The sequence below is a fragment of the Candidatus Tisiphia endosymbiont of Ptychoptera albimana genome (assembly GCF_964026605.1).
GTDB lineage: Bacteria > Pseudomonadota > Alphaproteobacteria > Rickettsiales > Rickettsiaceae > Tisiphia.
This window is the reverse complement of record NZ_OZ032164.1, coordinates 1,285,032-1,310,019: the sequence shown is the minus strand read 5'-3', so window position 1 is coordinate 1,310,019 and position 24,988 is coordinate 1,285,032. Positions and strand designations below refer to the sequence as shown.

At 32.7% G+C, this 24,988-nt stretch carries 22 protein-coding genes; 17 read left to right on the top strand and 5 right to left on the bottom strand.

Features of this window, described 5'->3' with window-relative positions; translation table 11 throughout:
* Positions 1-450 precede the first annotated feature (450 nt).
* Positions 451-5,784 (top strand): autotransporter outer membrane beta-barrel domain-containing protein, encoded by a 5,334-nt coding sequence (locus tag AAGD36_RS06285; RefSeq protein WP_341755343.1) that lies wholly within the window; start codon positions 451-453, stop codon positions 5,782-5,784.
* Positions 5,785-5,832: 48 nt separating this feature from the next.
* Here the strand turns inward: AAGD36_RS06285 and AAGD36_RS06280 are convergent, their stop codons facing one another.
* Positions 5,833-6,549, bottom strand: a complete 717-nt coding sequence (locus AAGD36_RS06280) for a ComF family protein (RefSeq protein WP_341751419.1) — start codon at positions 6,547-6,549, stop codon at positions 5,833-5,835.
* A gap of 18 nt (positions 6,550-6,567) precedes the next feature.
* A complete protein-coding gene (locus AAGD36_RS06275; RefSeq protein ID WP_341748385.1) occupies positions 6,568-6,747 on the bottom strand; it encodes a DUF2706 domain-containing protein in 180 nt (59 codons plus the stop codon).
* Between the two features lie 187 nt (positions 6,748-6,934).
* On the opposite strand from AAGD36_RS06275, the gene AAGD36_RS06270 reads away from it, so the two are divergent.
* The 12 genes from AAGD36_RS06270 (at position 6,935) to AAGD36_RS06215 (ending at position 17,605) form a co-directional block, all read left to right on the top strand.
* On the top strand, positions 6,935-8,221 hold the full coding sequence (locus tag AAGD36_RS06270; RefSeq protein ID WP_341755342.1) for an MFS transporter: 1,287 nt from the start codon (positions 6,935-6,937) through the stop codon (positions 8,219-8,221).
* Positions 8,222-8,309: 88 nt separating this feature from the next.
* Positions 8,310-8,732: a nucleoside-diphosphate kinase gene (gene ndk / locus AAGD36_RS06265; protein ID WP_341755341.1), complete on the top strand. Its 423-nt coding sequence runs from the start codon at positions 8,310-8,312 to the stop codon at positions 8,730-8,732.
* Between the two features lie 11 nt (positions 8,733-8,743).
* Positions 8,744-10,591 (top strand): tRNA uridine-5-carboxymethylaminomethyl(34) synthesis enzyme MnmG, encoded by a 1,848-nt coding sequence (mnmG, locus tag AAGD36_RS06260; RefSeq protein WP_341755340.1) that lies wholly within the window; start codon positions 8,744-8,746, stop codon positions 10,589-10,591.
* A complete protein-coding gene (gene rsmG, locus AAGD36_RS06255) occupies positions 10,591-11,190 on the top strand; it encodes a 16S rRNA (guanine(527)-N(7))-methyltransferase RsmG (protein WP_341755339.1) in 600 nt (199 codons plus the stop codon). Before mnmG ends, rsmG begins: the two co-directional genes overlap by 1 nt.
* Positions 11,165-11,929 carry an AAA family ATPase gene (locus AAGD36_RS06250; protein ID WP_341748380.1) on the top strand — a complete coding sequence of 255 codons (765 nt, stop codon included), beginning with the start codon at positions 11,165-11,167 and terminating at the stop codon, positions 11,927-11,929. The genes rsmG and AAGD36_RS06250 overlap by 26 nt, the downstream gene beginning before the upstream one ends.
* On the top strand, positions 11,926-12,798 hold the full coding sequence (locus tag AAGD36_RS06245) for a ParB/RepB/Spo0J family partition protein (protein WP_341755338.1): 873 nt from the start codon (positions 11,926-11,928) through the stop codon (positions 12,796-12,798). Before AAGD36_RS06250 ends, AAGD36_RS06245 begins: the two co-directional genes overlap by 4 nt.
* Entirely contained in the window at positions 12,799-13,449 is a 651-nt protein-coding gene (gene fsa, locus AAGD36_RS06240) for a fructose-6-phosphate aldolase (protein ID WP_341755337.1), read from the top strand.
* A gap of 135 nt (positions 13,450-13,584) precedes the next feature.
* Positions 13,585-14,487: a DNA adenine methylase gene (locus tag AAGD36_RS06235; RefSeq protein WP_341755336.1), complete on the top strand. Its 903-nt coding sequence runs from the start codon at positions 13,585-13,587 to the stop codon at positions 14,485-14,487.
* Positions 14,480-14,947, top strand: a complete 468-nt coding sequence (locus AAGD36_RS06230; RefSeq protein ID WP_341755335.1) for a PD-(D/E)XK nuclease superfamily protein — start codon at positions 14,480-14,482, stop codon at positions 14,945-14,947. Before AAGD36_RS06235 ends, AAGD36_RS06230 begins: the two co-directional genes overlap by 8 nt.
* Positions 14,948-15,047: 100 nt before the next feature.
* Entirely contained in the window at positions 15,048-16,715 is a 1,668-nt protein-coding gene (ettA, locus tag AAGD36_RS06225; protein ID WP_341755334.1) for an energy-dependent translational throttle protein EttA, read from the top strand.
* A 220-nt stretch (positions 16,716-16,935) separates the two neighbouring features.
* Positions 16,936-17,265: a DUF2672 domain-containing protein gene (locus AAGD36_RS06220; protein ID WP_341755333.1), complete on the top strand. Its 330-nt coding sequence runs from the start codon at positions 16,936-16,938 to the stop codon at positions 17,263-17,265.
* Complete coding sequence (locus tag AAGD36_RS06215) at positions 17,243-17,605, top strand: TfoX/Sxy family protein (RefSeq protein ID WP_341755332.1); 363 nt, start codon at positions 17,243-17,245, stop codon at positions 17,603-17,605. Before AAGD36_RS06220 ends, AAGD36_RS06215 begins: the two co-directional genes overlap by 23 nt.
* A 300-nt stretch (positions 17,606-17,905) precedes the next feature.
* Here the strand turns inward: AAGD36_RS06215 and AAGD36_RS06210 are convergent, their stop codons facing one another.
* A complete protein-coding gene (locus AAGD36_RS06210; protein ID WP_341755331.1) occupies positions 17,906-18,610 on the bottom strand; it encodes a hemerythrin domain-containing protein in 705 nt (234 codons plus the stop codon).
* A 254-nt stretch (positions 18,611-18,864) separates the two neighbouring features.
* On the opposite strand from AAGD36_RS06210, the gene mltG reads away from it, so the two are divergent.
* Positions 18,865-19,833, top strand: coding sequence for an endolytic transglycosylase MltG (gene mltG / locus AAGD36_RS06205; protein WP_410521256.1), 969 nt, complete (start codon positions 18,865-18,867; stop codon positions 19,831-19,833).
* A gap of 2 nt (positions 19,834-19,835) precedes the next feature.
* On the top strand, positions 19,836-20,147 hold the full coding sequence (gene cyaY / locus AAGD36_RS06200; protein ID WP_341751403.1) for an iron donor protein CyaY: 312 nt from the start codon (positions 19,836-19,838) through the stop codon (positions 20,145-20,147).
* A 245-nt stretch (positions 20,148-20,392) separates the two neighbouring features.
* Here the strand turns inward: cyaY and AAGD36_RS06195 are convergent, their stop codons facing one another.
* On the bottom strand, positions 20,393-21,913 hold the full coding sequence (locus AAGD36_RS06195; protein WP_341756026.1) for an Npt1/Npt2 family nucleotide transporter: 1,521 nt from the start codon (positions 21,911-21,913) through the stop codon (positions 20,393-20,395).
* A 379-nt stretch (positions 21,914-22,292) separates the two neighbouring features.
* Positions 22,293-22,946, bottom strand: coding sequence for a hypothetical protein (locus tag AAGD36_RS06185; protein ID WP_341755329.1), 654 nt, complete (start codon positions 22,944-22,946; stop codon positions 22,293-22,295).
* A gap of 191 nt (positions 22,947-23,137) precedes the next feature.
* Here AAGD36_RS06185 and AAGD36_RS06180 point away from each other — a divergent pair, with 191 nt between their 5' ends.
* Together AAGD36_RS06180 and tilS are read left to right on the top strand one after the other, a co-directional pair.
* The gene (locus AAGD36_RS06180) at positions 23,138-23,545 is read left to right on the top strand and encodes a hypothetical protein (RefSeq protein WP_341748367.1); all 408 of its coding nucleotides are present in this window, start codon (positions 23,138-23,140) and stop codon (positions 23,543-23,545) included.
* Positions 23,545-24,981: a tRNA lysidine(34) synthetase TilS gene (gene tilS, locus AAGD36_RS06175; protein ID WP_341755328.1), complete on the top strand. Its 1,437-nt coding sequence runs from the start codon at positions 23,545-23,547 to the stop codon at positions 24,979-24,981. The genes AAGD36_RS06180 and tilS overlap by 1 nt, the downstream gene beginning before the upstream one ends.
* Positions 24,982-24,988 lie beyond the last annotated feature (7 nt).

Here is a 24,988-nt window from a genome sequence, read left to right as displayed (position 1 = left end):
TAAGTATCTGATAAGATTGGTGAAGTTTGAACCAAAGATACTCTCCCCATTCGGGATGATACTTAAGTATTAACCTCAGTTTGATGTCAATCCCTGCGTAGGTAGGGGATATAAAAAAATGACCAAGATCAGGTTGAGTTGAGTTAAGTTATTTTAGACTGCTACCTATGCATAGCACAAGTGTTGAAAGTTAAAAAGTCGTCTATTAGCGAAGTGCTGTTGTAAGGCTTAAACCGTCTATTAGCGAGGAGATCGTAGGTCGATGAAGTAATCTATATGACAAGCTTCATGGATTGCCACGCTCACGTACGTTCGCTCGCTAATAGACGATTTTAACTTTCAACAGTTGTGCTATGCAGGGGGTGACATCGTTAAGAGAGATAGGGATAACGTAATGATGGCAGATATCTAGACATGAATTATTTTTTTTAATTATAGAATGGTAAAATGATGGCAAAAAAACAAAAATTCTTTAAATATTTACTGGCTAGTAGTGCAATCGCCTCGGTTGTAGCTAGCCTAGGCAGTAGTAACGTGGCATTTGCTGTTGCAAATGATGGTGCTATGATGATACGTAATGCGACTTTGACGGATAATGTAGGTGATGCGAATTGGCACGAGATTGGTCGGAATGGTGCGGATCGGAGGACTGATATTACTGCACCTCAGAATAACGAGGCATTCACCTATGGTGGTAATTTTACACTTAATGCTAACAGAGCAGATGCTATTATTACAGCTATCAACATAGTTAATCATCAGCCCGGCGATCTTACAGTTAGTCAAAATCTATCAATCGGTTCTATAGTGCGTAATGCTGGTGCTGTTGGTACTTTACCTATAAAGATAGAAGCTGGTAAAATACTAACTTTAACTGGTACTGCAGCCGTTGCAGCTAATCATGGCTTCGATGCAGACCCCAATACCTACACTGCCTTGGGTAATGTAGAGCTTGATGGTAATGATGGTGATCATGCCTCAACTCTTGTGGTTCAAGCTGGTAATACAATTAGTACTGTCACTGCTGTTCGAAATGGTGAGGGAATATTAAGCTTCGCAGGAGCTGGTGGTGCTACTGGAGATATTGGTACAGATCCTCTTAGATTAGCGAGAGTAAATATAGGTAATGGGGAAGCTCATTTACAGGGTCATGTTTTTGCTACTACCACTAGGCTTACCCATGAAAATTCAATACTTAAGCTAGCAGCTGGTAAGACAATCACTGGTGCTGTATGGAATGATACTAATGTGGCTAATATGGGTGTATTAACCTTCGAAGGAGTTGGCACGGTAACTGGAGATATCGGTGCTGCTGATGAGCCTGCTGCTGTTGCTGGTCATAGGACTTTAAAAGCTATAAACATAGGTGATGGAGCGGTTACTTTAGACGGTGATGTTTGGGCTAAGAACACTAATCTTACCCACATAAATTCTGTACTTAATGTTGAGCATACTAAAAAAATCACTGGTAATATAGTTAACACCACTGCTGTAAATAATAAGGGAGTATTAAACTTCGCAGGAAATGGTGAGGTAACTGGGAATATTGGTGCTATTATTGATCCTGATCCTGCTTCTGCTCTTAATAGATTTATTGGAGAAATTAATATTAATAAAGCTCGTAGTGAGGTTGTATTAAGACAAAATGTATATACTGAAGAACTTAACTTTGTTGCTGCTAGTACTGTAAAAATTGGTGGTGATTTTGTAGGAGAAGTTAATTTTCATGCTGGTGGAACATTAGAATTTAACGGTGCTGATCATGTTGATCCTGGTACTGGTATTGTAACAAAAATACCTCGTATTTTCGACTCAACAATACAAGGTGGTGCTCATGGTATTTTAAATGTTAATACTAGCATGCTCGTAGCTAACAATGTGGAAATTGGGGAGATTGATACCATAAATATAGGTATGGTTGGGGGAGATGCTAAAGCTCTAGCAATAAATGTTTCAGCTGCTGGTGCTAATCTTCTTGATGGTACAAATATTAATTTTATGCATGCAGATTCGGCATTGGCCTTATTTACAAGGGGACGTGATAGTATTGTAACCTTTCATGATAACTTATCAGGAGGAGTTCCTGATGGTCATGGTGGTTTTGTTGGTCATGGAGGAATCGTGTGGCTAGATGGTGATGACACTCGCACTTTAACTGTGCAATCTGCAACCGGTGGAGAAACCCTTGGTATTGTTGGTAATAAGCTAGGTGAATTACGTATTTCTCGTCGAGTTACCATCGTAGGGGAGGCTGCTAATAGGCTTAATGTCCAGCATGCAAATAATTTGAACATTATTAATGGGGCAACATTTACCGATAAAAGTACTACCTCTGCAAAGATTGCCAATATTCATATTGGAGCAGCGTCTGCTGATGTGCCTACACCTGCCGGTCCAGCAAATTATATACTTGATGCAGAACAAGCTAATTTTAATTTAAATATTGCTGGGGCTAATCAGATTACTTTTGACCATGCAGATGCTCAGTTAACCTTAAAGAATAGTGCTGCTGTAGATAGAACAATAACTTTAGTAAATAATTTAGATCCAGGTGCTAGTGTTGATGGTAAGGGTATAGTTGAACTTTATTCTGTTGTAGATGGAACAACATTGACAATTGCTGGAGCAGCTACATCTTTAGGTACTGCTGTTAATAAATTACAAAAGGTAATTTTTTCTGGTGCTGGTAAATTTGACACTCAGCAGATTACCATTAATAGTAGAAATATGGAATTAAATGTAAATGAACTAATATTGGGTGATGTTAATAGCAATATTTTATTTGTTAATAATACTGTACTTACCGTTGGTGATATTACAGGTAATGTAGATTTCCAAAATCATGATGGTACAGTTAAGTTGAAAGCTGGTAAGACCATCACTGGTAGTGTAACTAGCACTGGTACTGGTGATGCTAAGGGAACATTAGAATTCCTAGGAATTGGTGCAGTAACAAACTTGATCACTAACTTAAAGATGTTAAAAGCTGGGGTAGGTGATGTAAGATTAGCAGGTGGTAATTATAATATTACTGAAATTCAAGGTAATGGTGTTGGTAATGTAACTTTTTCTAAGAACTTTAATTTAACAGGTTCTATTAACTCAACAGGAGGAAATACAGTTGGCTTAATATTCGAAGGCAACAATAGAGTTACTGGTGTAGTTGGAACGGCAACAAGTCCTGTTGGTACTATACAAGTCCAAGGTACTACCATCTTTGGCGACAAAGTTCAAACTGCTAATGATAAGGACATCATAATATCTGCTGGAGCAACTGCTGAGTTTGCTAACAGCGTGACAACTCGTAATATTAAGGGACATGCAGCTGGTCAAGGTACAGTTCAATTTAGTAATGCTGAAACTATAATCGTTAATAGTGCAATAGGTGCTACTAATGCAGTAGATACTTTAGACATAGCGGGAGCAGATGTAAAGATTACCCAAGCAGTTTCAGCGAATTATATTAACTTCTCTAATGCTAGTAAAGAGGCAACTTTAACGTTAGAAAGGACAAGTACTGTAGGTGGTATTAGGACTAATGGTAATAATGTTCATACTCTTGCATTAGCTGCAGATTTTACCACTGGAATACAAGATATTGGGTCAGAGAATAACAGGTTAAAATCTATTAAATTACTGGGTGATCATAAAATTACTATTAATAGTGGTGTCTATTCCGATGTATCAACTAACACTAATAATACTGGTAAAGTAATTTTCAACTTGGATAGAAGCTTTGCTTATAACCTTGGAACAGATAAATTAAGATTGTCTGATGTAACCTTTGCTAAGAATGCTACGGTAAGAGGTGATGTTTATTCTAAGCAAATAACCATTGCTAGTGATAAGACTGCAACTTTTGCTGGTACTATAAACAGAACTATATCTGTGCCAAACTCCACTGTAGATGGAGCTAGCATATCAAGATCATTGAAAAGTTTTGCCTATAGTACACAAATTGGTTCGGATGAAATAAAAAATGAAGGTATTGCAAAATTTGATAAGGCAGTACTGGTTGATGCCAAAATTACTGGTGGTAAGGTAACGTTTGCCGATAATGTTTGGTTTAAACAAACTGCTAATGGGAAAGAAGTAAATTTTGCTGCAGATAAGTTTGTAATATTAGAACAAAATATCAGCTTTGCTAATATTAAAGCAGATAAAGCTAAGATAATTATATTACCTAAAACAGTCTCTATAACTGGTAATTTAGCAGCTAAAGGTTTAACCGTAGATCTTGCAGCTAATCAATTAAAATATACTGGTCAGGCACAGCTGACAGGAGATGTAGAACTAGTTACTGCCTACGACACATCAAGCGGAGCAGGTGGTAATATAGAGGTTCAGACAGGTAGTAAATTGGATTTATCGAAAGCAGACGAGCTGATTATAAAAGTGAAAGCTCAGACTGATATTAACAAAATTCCTGAGGGGGGTGTTAAGTATGTTGTGATTTCGTCAGTTGATGGTAAGGGTCTTGTTGCAATTGATAACAGTAAAATTAAGCTTGACCCAACTGGTGAACAAAACCGTTTCGTACAGTGGTCCATGGATTCTAGTGATCTAAAACTATATATAACTGACATTTCTAAGCAAGTTATAGATAAAGACATTGCTGAATCCCTATCACAGGAAGAACGGAAATTTTATACACTGTTGAATAATGTAACAGATCGTAATAGTTCTGCTGGTAAGTTCAGGAACAATATAGGTTTGATGGATAGAGAGCATGCCCTTCAAGCGATGGATAGAATATTGCCTGGTAATGAAAATCCAATAGGAGCAAGTCTTGCAAGAAATCCAACATTTGAAACAATTGGATTGATGGCTCAAGTTGATACCCAAATTACTGCAACAAGGATGGGAAATTCAGTACCTATGCAAAATGCTGCATCAGCTGTAGGCTCTGGTGATGATGATACGCTAAGGTATGGAGTATGGGGTAGTCCATTCTATGGTACTGCTTGCCAAGAAACGTATAAAGGAGTTAGTGGTTATAAAGCGAAATCAGCTGGTGGAATAGTTGGATTTGATGGTTTAGTAAATGATAATCTGCTACTTGGTGCAGCTTATAGCCGAATTAACACACAAATGTCTCATCAGGATAAGAAATTTGGTGATAAAACTAACGGTAAGACTAATATCTTCTCCTTATATAGTTTATATAATCTTACCAATAATTGGTTTACTGAAGCTATAGCATCATATGGTATAACTAGGGTTAGGAATTCAGAAGGACGCCTAATTGCAACGAATGTGAAAAGAAATGTTACTGCTCTAGAGACTGCTGCTGCTAAGTATAAATCTATCTCTTATAGTGGTCAATTACTTACAGGGTATAATTATATAGCTTCTGAAAAGTTAATGATTACCCCAACAATTGGGTTCAGATATTCGCAATTTAAGGATGCTGGCTATACGGAAACTGGTACAAAATTCCAAAACCTAGTTGTTAAGAAAAGGTCGTACAATAAATTTGAAGGTATTTTGGGGTTAAGAACTGCAGCAACCCTGAAGGCTAACAAAGTACTGTTAATACCAGAATTGCATGGTTACGTTAATCATGACTTCAAAGGAAAAGCACCAATTATTGATGCAAGGTTAGATGGGATAAATGAACCATTACCGACTAAATCAGTTAAACCTGTTAAGACCTTCTTCACTGTTGGTACTGGTTTCACTGCAAAATATAATATGATGGAATGTGGTATTATCTATAATGTTAACATTGCCAGCAAATATATTGGTCACCAAGGTAGTTTGAAGGTTAAAGTGAATTTTTAAGTAGCTTATCCTCAATTTAATGAGTGCAAAAGGGGGATATAAGAGTATTTATGTCATGGCAATTGTCATAACATAAACACTCTTAGCCCCGGAATCCTTTAAGATTTTAGCACATTTGTTAATGGTAGTGCCAGTGGTTAATACATCATCTACTAATAATATTTTTTGGTCTATAATTTGATATTTTTTATTGAATATAAGGCTATTTGATAAGTTTTTTTCTCGTTCTTTTTTAGATAAAAAAGTTTGGGATTTGGTCCATCTTGACTTAATTAATACGTCAGGACTTACCGGTTTTTTTAGTAGTCTGCTGATTTCTTGAGCCATAATCAAAGCAGGATTATACATTCTAAACAATCTTTTGAATCTATTCATTGGAACTGGAATAATCAGGTCAATATCTTGAAATTCGCTGTGATATTGTATATAAAGTAATTTGCTGAAAGTTTTGGAAAGAATGGTTTTGTCTTGATATTTAAAAGCATGAATTATTTTCTTGCTATGCTCGTTAAATTTAATTAAACTACGGGATATGTTATAATGTGGTTTATATTGAAAGCATTTTGCACAACACATATCATCTAAAATTGATATATCTAATCTACAACCACAAATATTGCAGTAAGGTTTTGTAATAAAGTCAAATTTCTTCCAACAATTTAGACAAAATTCCTCTTTAGTGGCAGTCATTTCAGCACAAGACAAACATCTTGCTGGCAAGATATAATCTACTAGGTAATTATAAAATCTACTAATTTTGTACATTACTATAAAAGCAAACCTTTAGGCAATATCTCTAGTTAAGTTTACCGGTCTACGAACACATGGGTTGCCACTACTCGAAGAATCTGTTGATTCAACAGACACACAAGGGCTTTTAATCTCGTAAGGAGGACCAGGAGTGCATGATAATAATTGCAAGAGTATAACAAAAAACAGAGAAAATCTTAATAATTTTGTCATAATTGTCGTTTGGAATTAATTTTATTGTCTTAGATTCTATAGGAGGTTAACCTAGTTCGCAATAAATCTCAAGTACATTTGATAAAAAATAAGTTTTAGATACAAAATACATAATAGCTTGTGGCATTTTGCCTGACAAGCATATATACTTCCTCCAAATGTTTGCAAGTAATAACCTAAGGAAACAATGGTAAGTACATCCTTCAAAGAAAGACCTCCTTATGCTAGAAAGTATAATAGCTGGCGTATTAGAATTTTATATTCAATAATTATTGGTTATTCAACATTCATATTTTGTCGTCAGAATTTTAATATTGCAATGCCTGCTTTAATGGATCATTTTGAGGTAACAAAAACTCAACTTGGCTGGATTTTAACAGCCTCTTCTATAGTTTATGGTGTAGGAAAGTTGTGTAATGGATTCTTTAGCGATAGATCAAATGCTCGTATATTTATGGTGGTTGGTCTTACCCTTGTAGGCATCATAACATTGTTATCGGGTTTTGCTTCTAGTATAACCTTACTGGGTTTTTTATGGATTCTGAATAATTGGTTTCAATCCATGGGGTGGCCGCCTGCAACACGTATGTTGACTTATTGGTACGCTTCTAAGGAATTAGGAATGAAATGGTCTTTAGGGGCTACTTCTAATCAAATTGGCGGAGCAACTACTATGATAGTGTGTGGCTATTTAATAGACGTTTATGGTTGGAAAGCAGCATTTATAATTCCTGGAATAGTGGCATTATTAATATCGTTATTTTTATTTAATAGATTACGTAATTCTCCCAATGAGGTTAATTTGCCCATAGTAGAAGAGTATAAAGAATGTGATATATCTCTTGGAAACAATGGTGATAATTTATTAACGCGTCAACTAATAAAAATTGTATTTTGTAATAAGTTAGTGTGGTATGTGTGTTTTGCTAATATGTTTGTTTATATTGTACGGTCAGGTGTAATTTTTTGGGCACCCGTATTTTTACGTGAACTAAAAAACGTTACTATTGCTCAAGCTGGTCTACAAGTTGCTTCTTATGATATTTTAGGTTTAATTGGTGGGGTTGTTGCTGGATGGATGTCAGACAAGCTATTTCAAGGACGACGTGGTCCAGTTGGTTCAGTATTTATGTTTGTTTTGGCTTTTACTCTTATTTTATTTTGGCAAATACCAAACGAGTATGAAATATTTAGCATGATTATTCTTGCTTTGGCTGGTTTTTTTGTATCTGGACCGCAGGTCTTAATAGGTGTTGCTACAGCAGATTTTACTAACAAACAAGCAGTTGGTACAGCTAATGGTCTTTCAGGCTTATTTGGTTATCTTGGTGCTGCATTGGCTGGGGTATGTGTTGGTTGGATTTCTGATAATTTAGGTTGGAATGGTGTTTTTTTATTCTTTATCTTGTCTGCTTTCTTGGGGGCAATACTTTTTTCCTTAACTTGGAATTATAGTTCTAGAAGAAATGCGTAACGTGTTACTTAATTATACTGTTAGAATTTACTTGCCAAAAATATATAAATTTATATAAATGTTAATAATAAATTAATAAAGGTTTACTGTGACTCAAGAATATACATTTTCAATGATTAAGCCAGATGCTACGAGGAGAAATATAATTGGTAAGATTAATTCTTATTTAGAAAATAATGGGCTGAAAATAGTAGCTCAAAAAATGACCATTTTAACTAAAGATCAAGCAGAGCATTTTTATGCAGAACATAAATCAAGAACATTTTTTAGTAGTTTAATAGAGGGCATTATTTCTGGTCCTGTTGTTTTGCAGGTTCTTAAAGGGGAAAATGCTATCTTACAAAATCGTAAAATAATGGGAGCTACTAACCCAGAAAATGCTGAACTAGGCACAATTCGGAGAGATTTTGCAGAAAATATCGAGGCTAATAGTATTCACGGTTCTGATACTTTGGAAAGTGCTGAAAGAGAAATAAAAATTTTCTTTACTGAAAAAGAAATTGTAGAATAATTATAGTCTATATGAGATATAGCGTTGTAGTTATTGGTGGTGGTCATGCTGGTTGCGAGGCAGCTTCGGCTTCTGCGCGTTTAGGTGTAGATACTCTCTTAATTACTCTAAAATTAGATAATCTTGGTGAAATGTCTTGCAATCCTGCAATAGGTGGGGTAGCAAAAGGTACTTTAGTAAAAGAAATAGATGCACTTGACGGACTCATGGGTAAAATTATAGACCAAGCCGGTATCCATTATAAGATGCTCAATGAAAGTAAAGGACCAGCAGTTTGGGGACCAAGAGCTCAAGCTGACAGAAAACTTTATAAGAAAGCTATGCATAATGTCTTGATAAATCACCCAAATTTGACAATTTTATGTGCGTCTGTAGAAAATATTGAAGTCCACGACTCTAGAGTAAAGGCATTAACCTTAGATAATGGTACGTGTATTGAGTGTCAAAAAGTTGTGTTAACTACAGGTACATTTTTATCCGGGCTCATTCACATAGGAACTAAAAAAATCCCATCTGGTAGAATAGGTGAAAAGCCGTCATACGGTTTATCTAACACTTTAAAATCTTTTGGTTTTTCTCTTGGCAGGTTAAAAACTGGTACCCCTCCAAGAATAGATGGAAGAACAATTGATTATAACGAAGTAGAAGTGCAGGCTGGAGATACCGTGCCACGTCCTTTCTCCGAACTTACAAATTCTGTTAAGATAAAGCAAATAAATTGTTTCGTTACTAGAACAACTGAACAAACCCACGAAATTATTAGGAATAATTTAGATAAATCAGCTATGTATTCTGGACAAATCAAGGGTATAGGACCAAGATATTGTCCATCCATCGAGGATAAGGTTACCAGATTCTCTAAAGCAAGTCATCAAATATTTTTAGAACCTGAAGGCTTGGACGACCATACTATATACCCAAATGGTATATCTACATCGTTGCCTGAAGATATACAATTAGCATTGCTAAAAACAATTCCTGGTCTTAAAAATGCCACTATGTTAAAACCAGGATATGCAATAGAATATGATTATGTCGATCCAAGAGAATTAAAAGTAACGTTAGAAACAAAAAAAATTAAAGGTTTGTATTTTGCCGGTCAAATTAATGGCACCACTGGCTATGAAGAAGCTGCGGGGCAAGGAATTATGGCTGGCATTAATGCAGCCTTATCGATAAAAAATCAATCAGATTTTATTTTGACTAGAGCAGATGCTTATATTGGTGTTATGATTGATGATTTAATTACCCTTGGTACAGTGGAGCCTTATAGAATGTTCACTTCCAGATCTGAATATAGACTTTCTGTTAGGGCTGATAATGCAGATTTAAGGCTAACTCAAATGGCCATAGATATTGGTGTTATATCCAATTTACGCAAAGAGATTTTTAGTAAGAAATGTGATGATATTCATAAGGTAGAAAATATTGTAAAAACTATTTCTTTAACAACCACTAAGTTAGCTAACTTGGGTGTGTCTATCGCACAAGATGGTTCATATAAAACAGCCTTTGATTTACTAGGACTACCAAATTTTGGTGTTAATAAAACAATAGAGATATTCCCAGAACTTATTTCATTAAATAAAAAAATTCTTCATTATCTTTGTATTGAATCAAGATATTCTTCTTATTTGATTAGACAAAATGCAGATATTCAATTATTTAAAGAAGAAGAGTTGGAATTATTAGATGAGAATATCGATTACTTTAAAATACCAAGTCTGTCTACAGAAGTAAGAGAAAAACTCCAGTATCATAAACCAGCAACTATTGGTGCAGCTAGAAGAATATCTGGAGTTACTCCAGCTGCTTTAATAGCAATTATAATTTATATAAAAACAAGATATAAACATTAATGTATGACTGTCGTAATGTTCCACGTGAAATATTAGATGCCCTTGAGAAGTATCAATCATTGACATTAAAATGGAATAAAACTATTAATCTCGTTTCTTGTAATACCGAGCGTGAGTTTTGGGTAAGACATATTTTAGATTCTTTACAGCTAATGAAGTATATAAATAACCAAAATATTCATTTAATAGATGTTGGTTCGGGTGGTGGATTTCCAGGAATAGTTTTGTCTATTGCTGGAATAAAAAATGTTACTTTAGTAGAATCTGATGTAAGAAAATCTATTTTTTTATTGCAAGCTTCTAAAATTTCTACTAATAAAGTCAATGTGGTTAATCAACGAATAGAGAATGTTAAATTAGATTGTGATATATTAACTTCTAGAGCCTGTGCTCAGTTAGAGAAAATATTTGTTTATACCCAACATATTAATGTAAGAAATAAGTATTTATTATTTAAAGGTGAGCAATATCAAAAAGAAATTGAAATTGCTAAAAAGAGATGGTCTTTTTGTCATTCTATGTATGATAGTGAGACTTCTAATAATAGTAAGATTCTAGAAATTAGTAACATATATGACAAAAATAGTTGCGATAGTTAATCAAAAAGGTGGAGTTGCTAAAACTACAACTACTGTAAATTTATCGACAGCTTTATCTGTAATGGATAAAAAAATCTTGGTTATAGATTTAGATCCTCAAGGAAATAGTAGTACTGGTTTTGGTATAAACCAACAAGATAGAAAAGTTACTATTTATCAGGTATTAATTGGCTTAAGAACGATTGAAGAAGCCATAATACAAACGAATATTCCAAATTTACAATTAATTACAGCTAACACTAATTTATCCGGTGCTGAATCGGATTTATTAAGTATAAAAAAGCGTGAATATTTATTATCAGATTTGTTAAATAAGTTGGTCAGTAAATATGATTATATTATTATAGATTGTCCTCCTGCTCTTAACCTACTAACAGTTAATGCGTTAGTAGCTTGTGATTATGTATTAATCCCTATGCAGTGTGATTTTTATTCATTAGAAGGATTAAGTCATTTACTAAAGACAATTGAAATTGTAGAAAAGAATTTAAATCCAAAAATAAAAATTGCCGGTATTTTATTTACTATGTATGATAAGCGCAATCGATTAACTGAGCAAGTAGAGGATGATGTTAGAAAATGCTTAGGAAGATTGGTATTTAAGACAGTTATTCCGCGGAATGTAAAACTATCTGAGGCACCATCTTACGGCCAGCCAGCAATTATTTATGATCATAAATGTACTGGCTCTATTGCTTATATAGAACTTACAAAAGAGATTTTAGGTAGAAATATATGAAAAACAAAGGTTTAGGCAAAGGGTTATCGGCTTTGCTTGGAGAAGAGGTTTTTACTGTAGAAAAAGATGAATTAATAAAAATTATAGATATTGATAAAATTGAAGCTAGGAATAATCAACCAAGGAAGAAATTTGAATATGATAAAATAAAAGAATTAGCTGACTCCATAAGTAATAATGGTTTATTGCAACCAATCATTGTTAATTCAACCAGTGATGGAAAATATAAAATTATAGCTGGTGAGAGACGTTGGCGTGCTTGTAAGATAGCTAAGCTTAGCGATATTCCTGCTATTGTAAAAGATATAGGGGATAAAGAAATTATAGAGATAGCACTAATTGAAAATATTCAAAGAGAGGAATTATCTGTTATAGAAGAATCAGAAGGATTTGAGCGGTTAATAAAAGAGTTTGGTTATACACAAGAGAAATTAGCAGAAAAACTTAGCAAGAGTCGTAGTCATGTAGCTAATTTATTAAGACTAAATCAATTACCACAATCTATCAAAGATAAAATAAATGAAGGGCTTTTAACTATGGGACATGCAAGATGCCTAATTAATCATCAGCAGGCCGAGGTAATAGCTAACCATATTATTGAAAATGATTTAAGCGTTCGACAAACTGAAGATATAGTAAAAAATTGGTCTAAAAATGAATATACAAAAATCCCAGAACATGATAGACATGTAGGGAAAAGATTTCTAAAAGAAAATAGTAAAGAGAATGATCTACAATTATTAGCTAAATCATTGTCAGAAAGATTTAATATAAAAGTAACTATTGAAGACTACCCAATTGGTGGAAAATTAATATTTCACTATAGTAATTTAGAAGAACTTGATTCAATTTTGTCGAGGTTAAATTAAATGCAAATTTTTTTAGATAGTGCTGATATTAAAGAAATTGATGAGATTAATCAATTAGGTATAATTGATGGTATAACTACTAATCCTTCCTTAATGTCTAAGACAAAAGATGATTTTGTCTCAACTATTGCAGAAATATGTAAGATAATAACTTCCGATGTTAGTGTTGAAGTGGTTGCAAATGATGTTGATACTATGATTAGTCAAGGAAATAAAATTTTAGAAATATCCAGCAATATTGTTATTAAATTACCTATGACATGGAATGGTATTAAGGCGTGCCAATATTTTGCAAATAAAGAAAAAAAAGTGAACATGACCTTATGCTTTTCTGTGAATCAGGCTCTTATCGCTGCAAAAGCCGGAGCATATTATATATCGCCTTTTATCGGTAGACTTGATGATATAGGTCAAAATGGTATTAGTTTAATAAGTGATATAAGACAAGTATATGATAATTATCAGTATCAAACAAAAATCCTTGCTGCATCTATAAGAAACCCTAACCATGTTTATCAAGCTAGTATGTATGGGGCTGATGTTGCTACAATGTCTAGTAAAATTATCAAGCAATTATTAGATCATCCACTAACAGACTTCGGTTTAGAGATTTTTAATAAAGATTGGGATAAATCTGGATTAAAAATTTAATTATTAAAAAAGAATTAGATACTGCTTATTTCAGGTAACAACAGGTGAAAGAGGAATCAGAAAATAGGTGGTATGTTTAATAACATTCTTGTAATGTCGAAAGATATTTGGCATATGAAATTTTGGTAAATTATTATGCAAATTGAATCAGTAAACAATTTAAGAATATCGTTTAATGAAGCCTTATCAAGGATAGGAAAAAGTGTGCTAAAAAATGATGACATAATAATTGAAAATGACGATAAAGCAAAACCATTTGTAAAATGGGTAGGTGGAAAAAGAAGTTTAATAAAAGAATTATCCTCAAGAACACCGCAAACTTATAAAAGCTATTATGAACCATTTATAGGAGGAGGAGCACTTTTGTTTGCTCTTGCCCCATCTGGTGCGACTATATCAGACGTAAACCTAGATTTAGTTATTACATATGCCGTGATTAAAAATAAACCTCAAGAATTGATAAAGCTATTGGCAAAACATAAAGTCAATCATTGTGAAGAATATTACTATAAAATCCGGAAACAATTTATTAATGATAATGACATAGAAGTTGCTGGACGTTTTATATATCTTAATAAAACCTGTTATAATGGTTTGTATAGAGTTAATAACAAAGGTGAGTTTAATGTGCCTATGGGGAAATACAAAAATCCAGCAATAGTTGATGAGACAAATATACTAGCTTGTAGTAAATTATTACAAAATGTTGATATAAAATATCAGGATTTCAGTAAGATTTCTCCAAATACAGGTGATTTTGTTTATATTGATCCTCCTTATCATCCTATAAATAATACATCGTTTACTAAATATACAAAACTTGATTTTACAGAAACAGATCAGATAAAACTTTATCAAAAATGTAAAGAATTAAACGATAAAGGTATATATTTTATGCTTTCAAATTCTAATATTCAGTTTATAAAGCATCTGTATAAAGATTTTTATATAGAGATTATCGAAGCACCACGTGCTATCAATTGTAAAGCTAATGAAAGAAAAAATACAGAAGAAGTTTTGATTAGAAATTATGGATAAAATACAAGGTGGATCAATTGCAAATAAAACAGGGAATGAACTTGAGGTATTTATAAATAATCGTCTTGTTAGGGAAGGTTACGTTTTTGTTCCCAAGACTAGATTTATTGCTTCACAAGTATTAGCACAACCAATCTATACTAGACAATTTAATTTAGGAGAAACTATCTATAATACCGCTTGGCAATGCGATTTTATTCTATATCATCCTATAAAACATTCTAATTGTCTTGTTATTGAATCTAAGTGGCAACAATCAGGCGGTTCTGCAGATGAAAAATACCCTTATACAATATTAAATGTTAGAAAACAAAGTGTTTATAATGTTATTATCATTATAGATGGAGATGGTTACAAAAAAGGTGCTTTACAATGGTTAAAAGATCAAGTTTATGGAAACTTAAAAGGTGTTTTTAGTATGTCTGAATTTACAACTTGGGCAAATAAACAAAATATTTAGGTTGTATATGTATATAGCTTCCTTAAAGAGTTAAGGTTAATTTGTTCTATTAACTATTTAAAAACTACAAATAAATTACAAAAATAAAGGATTAAGGATTATGTCGTATCAATATGTTTATGTTATGAATGGTCTAAGTAAGACCATCAACGGTAAACAAATTTTAAAGGAAACGTATTTGTCTTTCTTACCAGGGGCAAAAATCGGTATTATTGGTCCAAATGGTGCTGGTAAATCTACTCTTTTAAAAATTATGGCAGGTATTGACAAAGAATATGACGGTGAGGCGTTTGTAGCTAGTGGGGTTAGAGTTGGCTATTTAGCTCAGGAACCGCATCTTGATCCTACTCAAAATGTTTTTGATAATATTATGGAAAGTTTAAGTGATAAGAAAGCTTTAATCGATGAATTTAATGAAATAAGCTATAAATTTGCTGAGGAAATGTCAGATGATGCAATGAACGAACTTCTAGCAAAACAGGCTGATCTACAGGAGAAAATAGATAGTTGTGATGCTTGGAGTTTAGAGAGGGAAATAGAGATTGCTATGTTTGCATTAAGGTGTCCAAATAAAGATGCCGATGTTACAAAAATCTCAGGTGGAGAAAAAAGACGAGTTGGGTTATGTAAACTTTTACTAGAAAAGCCTGATATGTTATTACTCGATGAACCAACAAACCATTTAGATGCTGAATCGGTATCTTGGCTAGAAAATTATTTAAAAAATTATAAAGGTACTGTAGTAGTTATTACCCATGATCGATATTTTCTTGATAATGTAACGGATTGGATATTAGAGGTGGATCGTGGTAGATGTGTTCCATGGCATTCTAATTACACTGCTTGGCTCGAGCAAAAGCAAGCAAAATTAGAGCTTGAAGATAAAGAAGAAGATGATAGAAGTAAACAATTAAAAAGAGAACTTGAATGGATACGTCAATCACCAAAAGCTAGGCAATCAAAAAGTAAGGCTAGAATTACCGCTTATCAGGATTTGTTGACCAAACAAAAAGAACAAAGATCCGGCACTGCACAAATTATTATACCTAATGGTCCACGCCTAGGCGATTTAGTTATAGAGGCAGAGCATATAGCGAAGAGATACGGTGATAAGGTATTGTTATCAGACTTTAGCTTTAAGGTTGTTCCAGGAGCTATTGTTGGTATTATAGGTCCAAATGGAGCAGGTAAATCTACTTTATTTAACATTATCACTGGCAAGACTGATCCAAATCACGGCTCTATTAAATTAGGACAGACTGTTAAACTTGGTTACGTTGATCAATCAAGAGATGATTTAGATGATAACAAGACTGTGTGGGATGAGATTTCCTCAGGTCTTGAAGAGTTACAACTTGGTTCTAGATCAATGAAAAGTCGAACTTATTGTGCAGCCTTTAATTTTAGGGGTGGCGACCAACAAAAAAAAGTAGGACAACTTTCTGGAGGTGAACGCAACAGGGTACATATAGCCAAATTACTAAAAGAGGGAGCTAACGTTATATTACTTGATGAACCATCTAATGATCTTGATGTTGACACATTACGAGCCTTAGAAGATGCTATTTTAGATTTTGCTGGATGTGTATTAGTAATAAGCCATGATCGTTGGTTTTTAGACAGAATAGCAACACATATTATTGCTTTTGATAAAGATGGAAATGCTACGTGGTTTGAAGGAAATTACCAAGATTATCATGATTATATGATTAATTCAACAGGTGAAAATATTATTAATCCTAAATATCGTCATAAAAAATTAGTATAAACCTCAATTTTGGATTAATTTCATTAATCCGAAATTGGAATGAGATTTGCTCAAGTAAACAATCAGGCTTAAAGCGGTTTGACGCCTGATTGTTAAATATTTCATTTGCTAATAATCTTATTTTTATTGGTATAAAAATAAGATTATTAGCGATAATAAATTAAAATGCATTCGTACCAGCCGCTTCAAGAATGCATTTTTCTGATATTAGAGGTATATTATGTCTCTAGGAGAAATATTAGTGGTTATGTTAGTAGCACTGATAGTAATGAAGCCAGAAGATATTCCAAATATTATAAAAAAAATCCAAGAATTTAAATTATACTGCTCGACTATCAAAAATCAAGCATTGGGCTATATTACGAAAGACTTAAAAATTGATAATGATATTCTAGAAAATAATGCTGAGCAGTTGAATTTTTATTTAGAAAGAATCATTAATATCCAAGGCTATTATGATGGTAATTATTCTCTAGATGAGCTTAAAGCAAAGTATGATGAGCTTATAAAAATAAAAAGTACAAAGTATGTACAAGATTGTAAGAAATAATGAATTTATTGAATATATAAAAGATATATTAGCCCCTTTTGGTCAAATAACTACTCGTGCGATGTTTGGTGGTTATGGCATATATAAAGATAAAGTGATAATAGGGATTATTGCAGAAAGTGAGCTATATTTTAAAGCAGATAGCTTCACTGCTGAATATTTTAAATCTTTTGGCTCACAGCCATTTACCTATAATAGCAAAAATAAGCTAGTAACTATATCATATTGGAAAGTATTACCTGAGATTTTAGATCAACAGGAAGAACTTGGAAAATGGGTCTCTATGGCATTTAATGTATCTATTAATTCCAAGAAAATACCTCATGCTTTAAATCATTGAGGTAGAATTGTGAATTATGAAGGACACCAAAAATCTGATATTGTATTTACTAGTAATTTAGCTGAGTCTACGGTAGAAAGTTTAATTAATCGTTGTGCAAAGGTCACCAACATATGCGTTGCTCTAGAGATGGTCTTAATCCGTTGTTGTAGATCAGGACTGTTTTACATAGTAAGGGAGAATGGTATAACAAGTGACCCCAATTCGGGATAAGAATTGACAAATTCTTATCCCAAATTCGCGTAAGCGGTAAACTGCTGTATTAAATGCAGCGTAAATATGTTGAAATCACTAAATATATTACGGTTTCACAAGTTCTGTACTGTCTTTTAAGGGCAAATCAAACTCCATGGCGAAAGCAGATTTTTCATCATTAGTGAAACAGCCTTCTGAGACTAATGTACGCTTCCAAATTTCAAGAAACATTTCAGGTGAGCAAGCTTCTTTAAGATCTTGTAAATAAGTACGCCTTTCAAGAAAATTCAAAATCGGGAAGAAGCTCGAGCTATCTAATAAAACATGTTTAGGCAGACCTCTATAACTATCTACGGTAACCTGCTGCAGCTCTGTATCAGAATAAAGATGCCATAATTCAGGCATTAATATGGTTTCTTCTTGATAAAAATGTAGAAGATTGTTAGACAAAAACTTATCATATAAGGAGCAGATATGGCAGCCCTGTATAACCCGTTCTTCATCATCCACTATTTTTATCGCATTTTCAAAAATCCCTTGAAACTCCATCAGCTCATCTTGCTGGTTGAAATGTTCTTGTTCAACATGCTTATGCACGGTTGATCCTTTTTCATTAAACAATGGGGTAAAATATTTTTCTTCTTTTTGTGCATGCATTTTTAGATCAACTGCAATATTATTAAAAGAATCTTTAATACCAATTACAGCTGCTATTTTTCGAAAATCTGTTTTACCTAGCTCCTCTCCGAACTGGTACAGCTTCTTACGAATGAACTTATGTACACTTCTATACAAATCATATCTTAGCATTTGATTATATTCCTTAACTAAATTAGAGGATTAGATTGATCATAGGTTTGAAAAATAACGCGATAGCATTTCTGTATTTGCATATTAATAATTTTTATGAATGTTAATTATCTGCATGATAACATATTATTTAAATGTTATCACTACCTATATTACTGTTCCGCCTATTATTAATTTATTACATCGATGGTTGAGGTTATGTTATAATCTTCTGAAATCATCTAATTCTAATTAGGTATAGCTTGTTTAAGAAAATACTAAAAATAAAATTTGTTTTTGTAACTATTACATTGATTTTGCTGATCAGCGGAATCAATTTTTGTATATTTTACTTATTTACACCTGGTTTACTTGCAGAAAGTAAAACTCTAATAATTAAGCCTAAGTTGTCGATTGATCAAATTACTACGATATTAAATGATAACAAAATCATAAAATATCCTTATTTATTTGCATTTCTTACAAAAATATATTCATTAAAACATCCTATAAAAAGTGGGGAATATACTTTTACTCAAAATATTTCTCCAATGCAAACTTTAAAAATATTGTCCAGTGGCAAATCGATTATTCATAAAATGATTATACCTGAGGGTATGCTTGTATATGAAATAATACAAAAGATTAATAATGAAGAACGCTTAATTGGTGAGATTCTAGGAACAATTCCTGAAGGATTTTTAATGCCATCTACTTATTTTTTTTCATATGGTGATCAAAAAGAGCAGATCATTGATAAAATGCGAAAATTAATGTCCCTGCATCTTGACAAAGTCATGGAAAGATTATCACCCAATTCCCCATTAAAAACCCGTCTTGACGTCTTAATTTTAGCGTCCATTGTGGAGAAGGAAGCTAGCTTAGACGCAGAAAAACCTTTGATTGCTGCTGTATTTCTAAATCGCCTTACCAAACATATGAAATTGCAAGCAGATCCAACGACGATTTATGCTATAACACTTGGGAAAGATAAACTAGCAAGGCGATTAACTAAAAAAGACTTAGCTATCCAATCACCCTATAATACATATTATGTCTTTAATTTACCACCTGGAGCTATTTCTTGTCCTGGAGTAAAATCTTTAGAAGCTGTAGTAAATCCTGCTAAAATTGATTCATTATATTTTGTCGTTAACATTATGGGAGGGCATAATTTTTCTAATAACCTTAACGATCACAATAAGTACGTTGAGATGTATCGCAAAAGTTTAAAGGAGCATTAAGTATGGACAATACTGAATTTGCCAAATTGGCTGAAAAAACAATATCTTTAATTGCCGATACGATTGAGGCAGAAGATAAGAATTGTCTTATCGATATTGATTTTCAAGGTGATATTCTAACCCTAACTACTAACCAAGGAGTATTTGTTATTAACAAACACTCAGCTGCTAAAGAAATTTGGTTATCTTCACCGATTAGTGGTCCTTACCATTTTTATTATGTTGCTGGTAAATGGAAATCAAAATCCTCTGATGATCTAGTTGTTATTTTAGAGCAGGAGTTAAAAATTAATATGCTAAATTGTAGCTATTAGTTGTTATCTTAAATTTAAGGAATAATGTTTAAGATTCATAATATCCCTATTCGGGGTAAGAATTAGTTAATTCTTATTCCGAATTGGCTTTAATAGAAGAAAAAATGCATTCTTAAAAAGGTTTTGCGAATGCATTTTAAACCTTTCTGAAGCTAAAAACATGATTTTAAAATCAGATGTAGAGCCGTTTCAAATCTGATTGTTTCGATAATTTCACCGAATTTGGGATAAGAATTGATAAATTCTTATCCCAAATTCGCGTATGATGTTATATTATTGTATTCTTTATTCAATTCTCTAATCACCCATATCCATATAATACAAATTATACCAAATATTATCATTAAGTATATAGAAATAGATTGATAAGTTGCACAAGGCAAAATAATAAATATTAAAGACTGGAGAAGGGCACTTGCTGACTTTCCAAGCTTAGTACCAATTACGTCGGCAGCTGCTTTACCTTTTGTCTTAAGTTCGGTATCTAGAGGAACATATGACATTTCTTTTGTAGAATCAAATAAAGTATATTTACTTGATTTACTTAGAACATTGTTGACTAGCCCCATGGTAATAGCAATCAAAGAAGGATCGGTTAGCATAAAGCTAACCACGATTATGGCAGAAAATCCATCAAAGTTAGATACTGAGAAAAATAGCATGCCAGTTATAAAGACCATTATTGGCGTTATACTTGCTGCTGTAAACCAGCCCAACCTTCTTACAATATTAGAGCCGAGAATAACAAATAAAATGGTAAATATGCCAGTAATACTTAGATAACTGCCGACAAAAGCGGCAAATTCCGTCGGTGTTTTATAAATCTTTGAAGCTGACGCTTTCCAAGGTCCTTCGACTAAATTTATAGCTATACCATAACAAACAAGTAGTGTAGCAATTAATCTAATATATCTTGAAGAAATAACCATTTTAAAACTTTCTATAATAGTCATGGATTGTCTCTTGACAGAAAATTGTAGTTTTTCTACCTGAACTTTATCTAATATTTTATGGTTTAGTACCCAAAAAGTTGCTAATGCTACTACACCTAATACCAATACACAGCCTAATATAATTTGTACTGAAAGTTCAGTCTCTGTATGTTGTAGGTCAAACCTTTTAATTAAAGATTGATTTAAATAAGCTAAATTTTCTAGAAACTTCCCTGATATATAAAGTCCTGTTTGAGCAAAAAGTCCAAATAAAGGATAGAATCTTTTCGATTGTTCCACCGAGGTTATATTATTAACAAATTGCCAAAAAAGTAACGCAAATATCACGCTCGGCCATAATTCTGCTATAATATAAAACAGGGAGAAACTCCAATTAGATAAAAGTAATATAAACCATTTCAAATTGGGATAAGACTTTATTAAAATGCCGGCATGCTCATTACTCAAATGTAATGCTAGATGATTAGGAAAAATATAAAAGGCAAATAAGGCAAAAAATAGTAGAAAAACTGACAATATAAGGTAAAATATATACTCCCCTTTTATGTTATTTACTAATTTCACATAGATTATTGACAGCAGGAATGCCGAAGGTAGAACCCCCCAAAATTTAAGAAATGATACAGTTTCAGTACCAATCATAGTATTAATAAGACTATCTTTTAAGGCTCTGATAATATTTTGTATAAATAAAATACAAAACATCAACAATGTTACACTTAGAAACTTAGATAATTCACGCCTTTCGATAGGAAACACGTATTCTGACAATCTATTTGTTAGTTTTGAGGTGGAGGATGTGTTGCGAGTTATAGAGAGATACGAAAAAATTCTAGAAATGACTGCCATATAAGACCTAACCTACTTATTTATTGGCTAGGGCTACATATTAAAGCTTATTGTCTTTAGTGTCAAGAAGAATAAGCACGAATTTGAGTAGGGTAATTAAAAATTATAATCAATAGTTGATATAAACATAAGTTTAACCGCTCCTGATATCATTAATTTTTGAAAGCAGCGAAGAATTGATACTAATATTAGATCTCTTGCAGAATTCGCTTCTGCTAGGGAATTTGTAGGAGGACTGGAACGCAGAACCGCAACGTACTCAAACGTACGTGAGGATTCGACTACCGTACTGACGCACAAATTACCAGCAGAAGTAGAATTATGCAAGAGGTCTTTATTTTTATTACTGTTCTACCTGCGTTGTTGTATTACCTGCTAAAGATATATCTTGAATCTCTTCTAGTGGTATTGTTATTATTGACAAGTTAGTATCTACTGAGCAATCAATATTTTCGTTCTTACTATCAGAACTTTCACATACTTCTATTGGAAAAACTATTGGGTGATCAACGTTTTTGTTCTTACTGCCAAAACTTTTATATGCTTCGCATGCAATAATCCCTATAATAACACAACCAGTAGCTGCACCACCTATGCTTAACATTATTGTTCTACTATCCTGATTGTGAGAAGTTGATTTTTCAGGAGTAGTATGTTTAGGAGTAGTAGTATTTTCTAATGTATAACCAGCATTTGTGTAACCCTCACTTATTGTACGTTTTGCAATATAATGTGCTGACAGATTATCTTTATCATCTATCGAGTTAGGACGAATCATAGAAAGAGTTGTCAATAACAGCATATCTTTAGCTGTATATAACTTAAGAGGCTCTACTTCTTTAGAAAGAGGTTTATCTTGTTTTAAAAAATTATGTTCCCGGTAATGATTAGCCCAGTCTCCCTGATTATGTTTGTTACGTCCCATATTTTTTCCTCCTTGTACATTAACAAATTTGTTGCGTTCAACCACTTTAGATAAAGTATCAATTAATATCAAGTAAAATTATTATATTTAATAGCTAATATTCTAAATATAATAGCATATTAAAAATTACTATATTATTTGGTGTTAAAAAGATTATTTCAGTATCTTTATGATTGACTAAATAGGATTATTATAGTGTATATTAAATTTTGCTAGATTTCACGTTTAGCAAAAAATATATAAAAACATTTTAGGAGCATATGATGATAAAAAAAAATAGATTAATTACTACTATAATAGGATTACTATTACTAAGTTCAAATAGCTTAGCAAGTACAACAGCTGCAAAATCAAATGCCAATAAAACTAATATTAGTAGTAGTGGCACTAATGATGAATTACAAAAAATTGAGAGTGATTTCAAGTCTTATGCTGCAGGAATTTCAGCAGAACTAAGAGAAGAAATAACAAAATATAGAATAGAAGTGGCTAAAATTAATGGTCAAAAACGTGAATTATATAAAAAAATCTCACAAGAAGCTCAAAACTATCTTGCCAAAGAACGAGACTATAAAAAAAGAATACTATCCTTAAGCAAAAATTCAGCTAAAAACCAAGAGGATACTAGCTCTATTGAGAAAAAATCTGACAAAAAAGATTTGCCTAAATAATGCTTTATGAACAATTTCAGCAGAATATTGAAAAGCTAGTTGATAGACCTCACCTGAGGTCTATCGCATTGGCTATTTCAGGTGGTTCTGATTCCATAGCCCTTTTAATGTTAACACATAAATGGACTAGCACTAATAGTATTAAGCTAGTAGTGATGTTAGTTAATCATCATTTACGAGAGCAGGCTAAGTTGGAGCATGAGTATGTACGAGACTTAAGCCATAAATTGGGACATAGATATCACCAGCTTCATTTCGATCACCAAAATAATTTTTCTAATTTACAAGCAAGGGCTAGAGAAGGTCGTTATAAATTAATGACTGATTTATGTAGCAAATTAGATATATTGACAATTTTAACAGCACATCACTTGGATGATTATATAGAGAATTATTGTCTAAGATCAGAAAAAAAAAGTAGTATATTTGGACTTAGTAGCAGCAATATTAATTGGTATAATAATGTTAAAATAGTGAGACCATTGTTTAACATTCCAAAACAACAGTTAGTTGCATATTTAGTTACCAATAATGTAAAATGGTTTGAAGATGAATCTAATAAATCTGACAAATATCAACGAAATATCATTAGAAAAAAGCTATCCCTAGAAGGAGAATATATAAAGAATCAAATAACTTCTCAACAATCTAGAATTAACCAAGTAGTAGAAGAGAAATGGCAACCGGAATTGATTGCTTGCATCGCAGAATCAGTAAAAATTTATGATTTTGGTTTTGCTACTGTAAATTTATTAAAATTTGCAGAATTTTCTAGTGCAATAACACTACAGGTAATCAGTTTTGTACTTATCATTATTAGCGGTAAGAACCGTGCCAGTAGATCAGGCTCAATAAGCATGATAACAGAACTATTACAACAAAAAATAGACTTTATTAAGACACTCCATGGTTGCGTGATTAAAAAAATTAGTAATAATCTAATAATTTACCGAGAATTTGGTAGGAATTTACCTATAGATATTAGACTTAATAATGTAGATGCATGGGATGGTAGATTTCATTTCTATATCAATAGACCTCTTGTAGAATTCGCTCTAGCTCAGGAATTTGCAGGATATCCGGAACGCAGAACCACATCATACTCAAATGCATGTGAGGATTCTAGTACCGCACCGACGTCCAAATTACCAGCAGAAGTAGAATTATACAAGAAGTCTAATAATTCAGGCTATTTGATCAGTAACCTAACGATCAAGGATTATAGTAAAATAAGGCAAGATTTAGATTTTAAAATACTGAAAGACGCAAGTTTTAACAATCATATAGCTATTTTATTCACCCTACCAGTAGTCAAGATACTTGAAAAAGTTATAGCCATACCCCATATATCGTATTATAATGACCAAGGTTTGAGAAGAAGGCTTAGTGTTTCTTTCTCTCCCAATTTTATATCGCGTTTTACACATTTCTGTTAGGTGAGTA

Bases quoted from the DNA above. Each gene is read 5' to 3' on its own strand.
- AAGD36_RS06285 (WP_341755343.1), top strand. From the start codon at position 451: ATGGCAAAAAAACAAAAATTCTTTAAATATTTACTGGCTAGTAGTGCA.
- AAGD36_RS06280 (WP_341751419.1), bottom strand. From the start codon at position 6,549: ATGTACAAAATTAGTAGATTTTATAATTACCTAGTAGATTATATCTTG.
- AAGD36_RS06275 (WP_341748385.1), bottom strand. From the start codon at position 6,747: ATGACAAAATTATTAAGATTTTCTCTGTTTTTTGTTATACTCTTGCAA.
- AAGD36_RS06270 (WP_341755342.1), top strand. From the start codon at position 6,935: ATGGTAAGTACATCCTTCAAAGAAAGACCTCCTTATGCTAGAAAGTAT.
- mnmG (WP_341755340.1), top strand. From the start codon at position 8,744: ATGAGATATAGCGTTGTAGTTATTGGTGGTGGTCATGCTGGTTGCGAG.
- rsmG (WP_341755339.1), top strand. From the start codon at position 10,591: ATGTATGACTGTCGTAATGTTCCACGTGAAATATTAGATGCCCTTGAG.
- AAGD36_RS06250 (WP_341748380.1), top strand. From the start codon at position 11,165: ATGACAAAAATAGTTGCGATAGTTAATCAAAAAGGTGGAGTTGCTAAA.
- AAGD36_RS06245 (WP_341755338.1), top strand. From the start codon at position 11,926: ATGAAAAACAAAGGTTTAGGCAAAGGGTTATCGGCTTTGCTTGGAGAA.
- fsa (WP_341755337.1), top strand. From the start codon at position 12,799: ATGCAAATTTTTTTAGATAGTGCTGATATTAAAGAAATTGATGAGATT.
- AAGD36_RS06235 (WP_341755336.1), top strand. From the start codon at position 13,585: ATGCAAATTGAATCAGTAAACAATTTAAGAATATCGTTTAATGAAGCC.
- AAGD36_RS06230 (WP_341755335.1), top strand. From the start codon at position 14,480: ATGGATAAAATACAAGGTGGATCAATTGCAAATAAAACAGGGAATGAA.
- ettA (WP_341755334.1), top strand. From the start codon at position 15,048: ATGTCGTATCAATATGTTTATGTTATGAATGGTCTAAGTAAGACCATC.
- AAGD36_RS06220 (WP_341755333.1), top strand. From the start codon at position 16,936: ATGTCTCTAGGAGAAATATTAGTGGTTATGTTAGTAGCACTGATAGTA.
- AAGD36_RS06215 (WP_341755332.1), top strand. From the start codon at position 17,243: ATGTACAAGATTGTAAGAAATAATGAATTTATTGAATATATAAAAGAT.
- AAGD36_RS06210 (WP_341755331.1), bottom strand. From the start codon at position 18,610: ATGCTAAGATATGATTTGTATAGAAGTGTACATAAGTTCATTCGTAAG.
- cyaY (WP_341751403.1), top strand. From the start codon at position 19,836: ATGGACAATACTGAATTTGCCAAATTGGCTGAAAAAACAATATCTTTA.
- AAGD36_RS06180 (WP_341748367.1), top strand. From the start codon at position 23,138: ATGATAAAAAAAAATAGATTAATTACTACTATAATAGGATTACTATTA.
- tilS (WP_341755328.1), top strand. From the start codon at position 23,545: ATGCTTTATGAACAATTTCAGCAGAATATTGAAAAGCTAGTTGATAGA.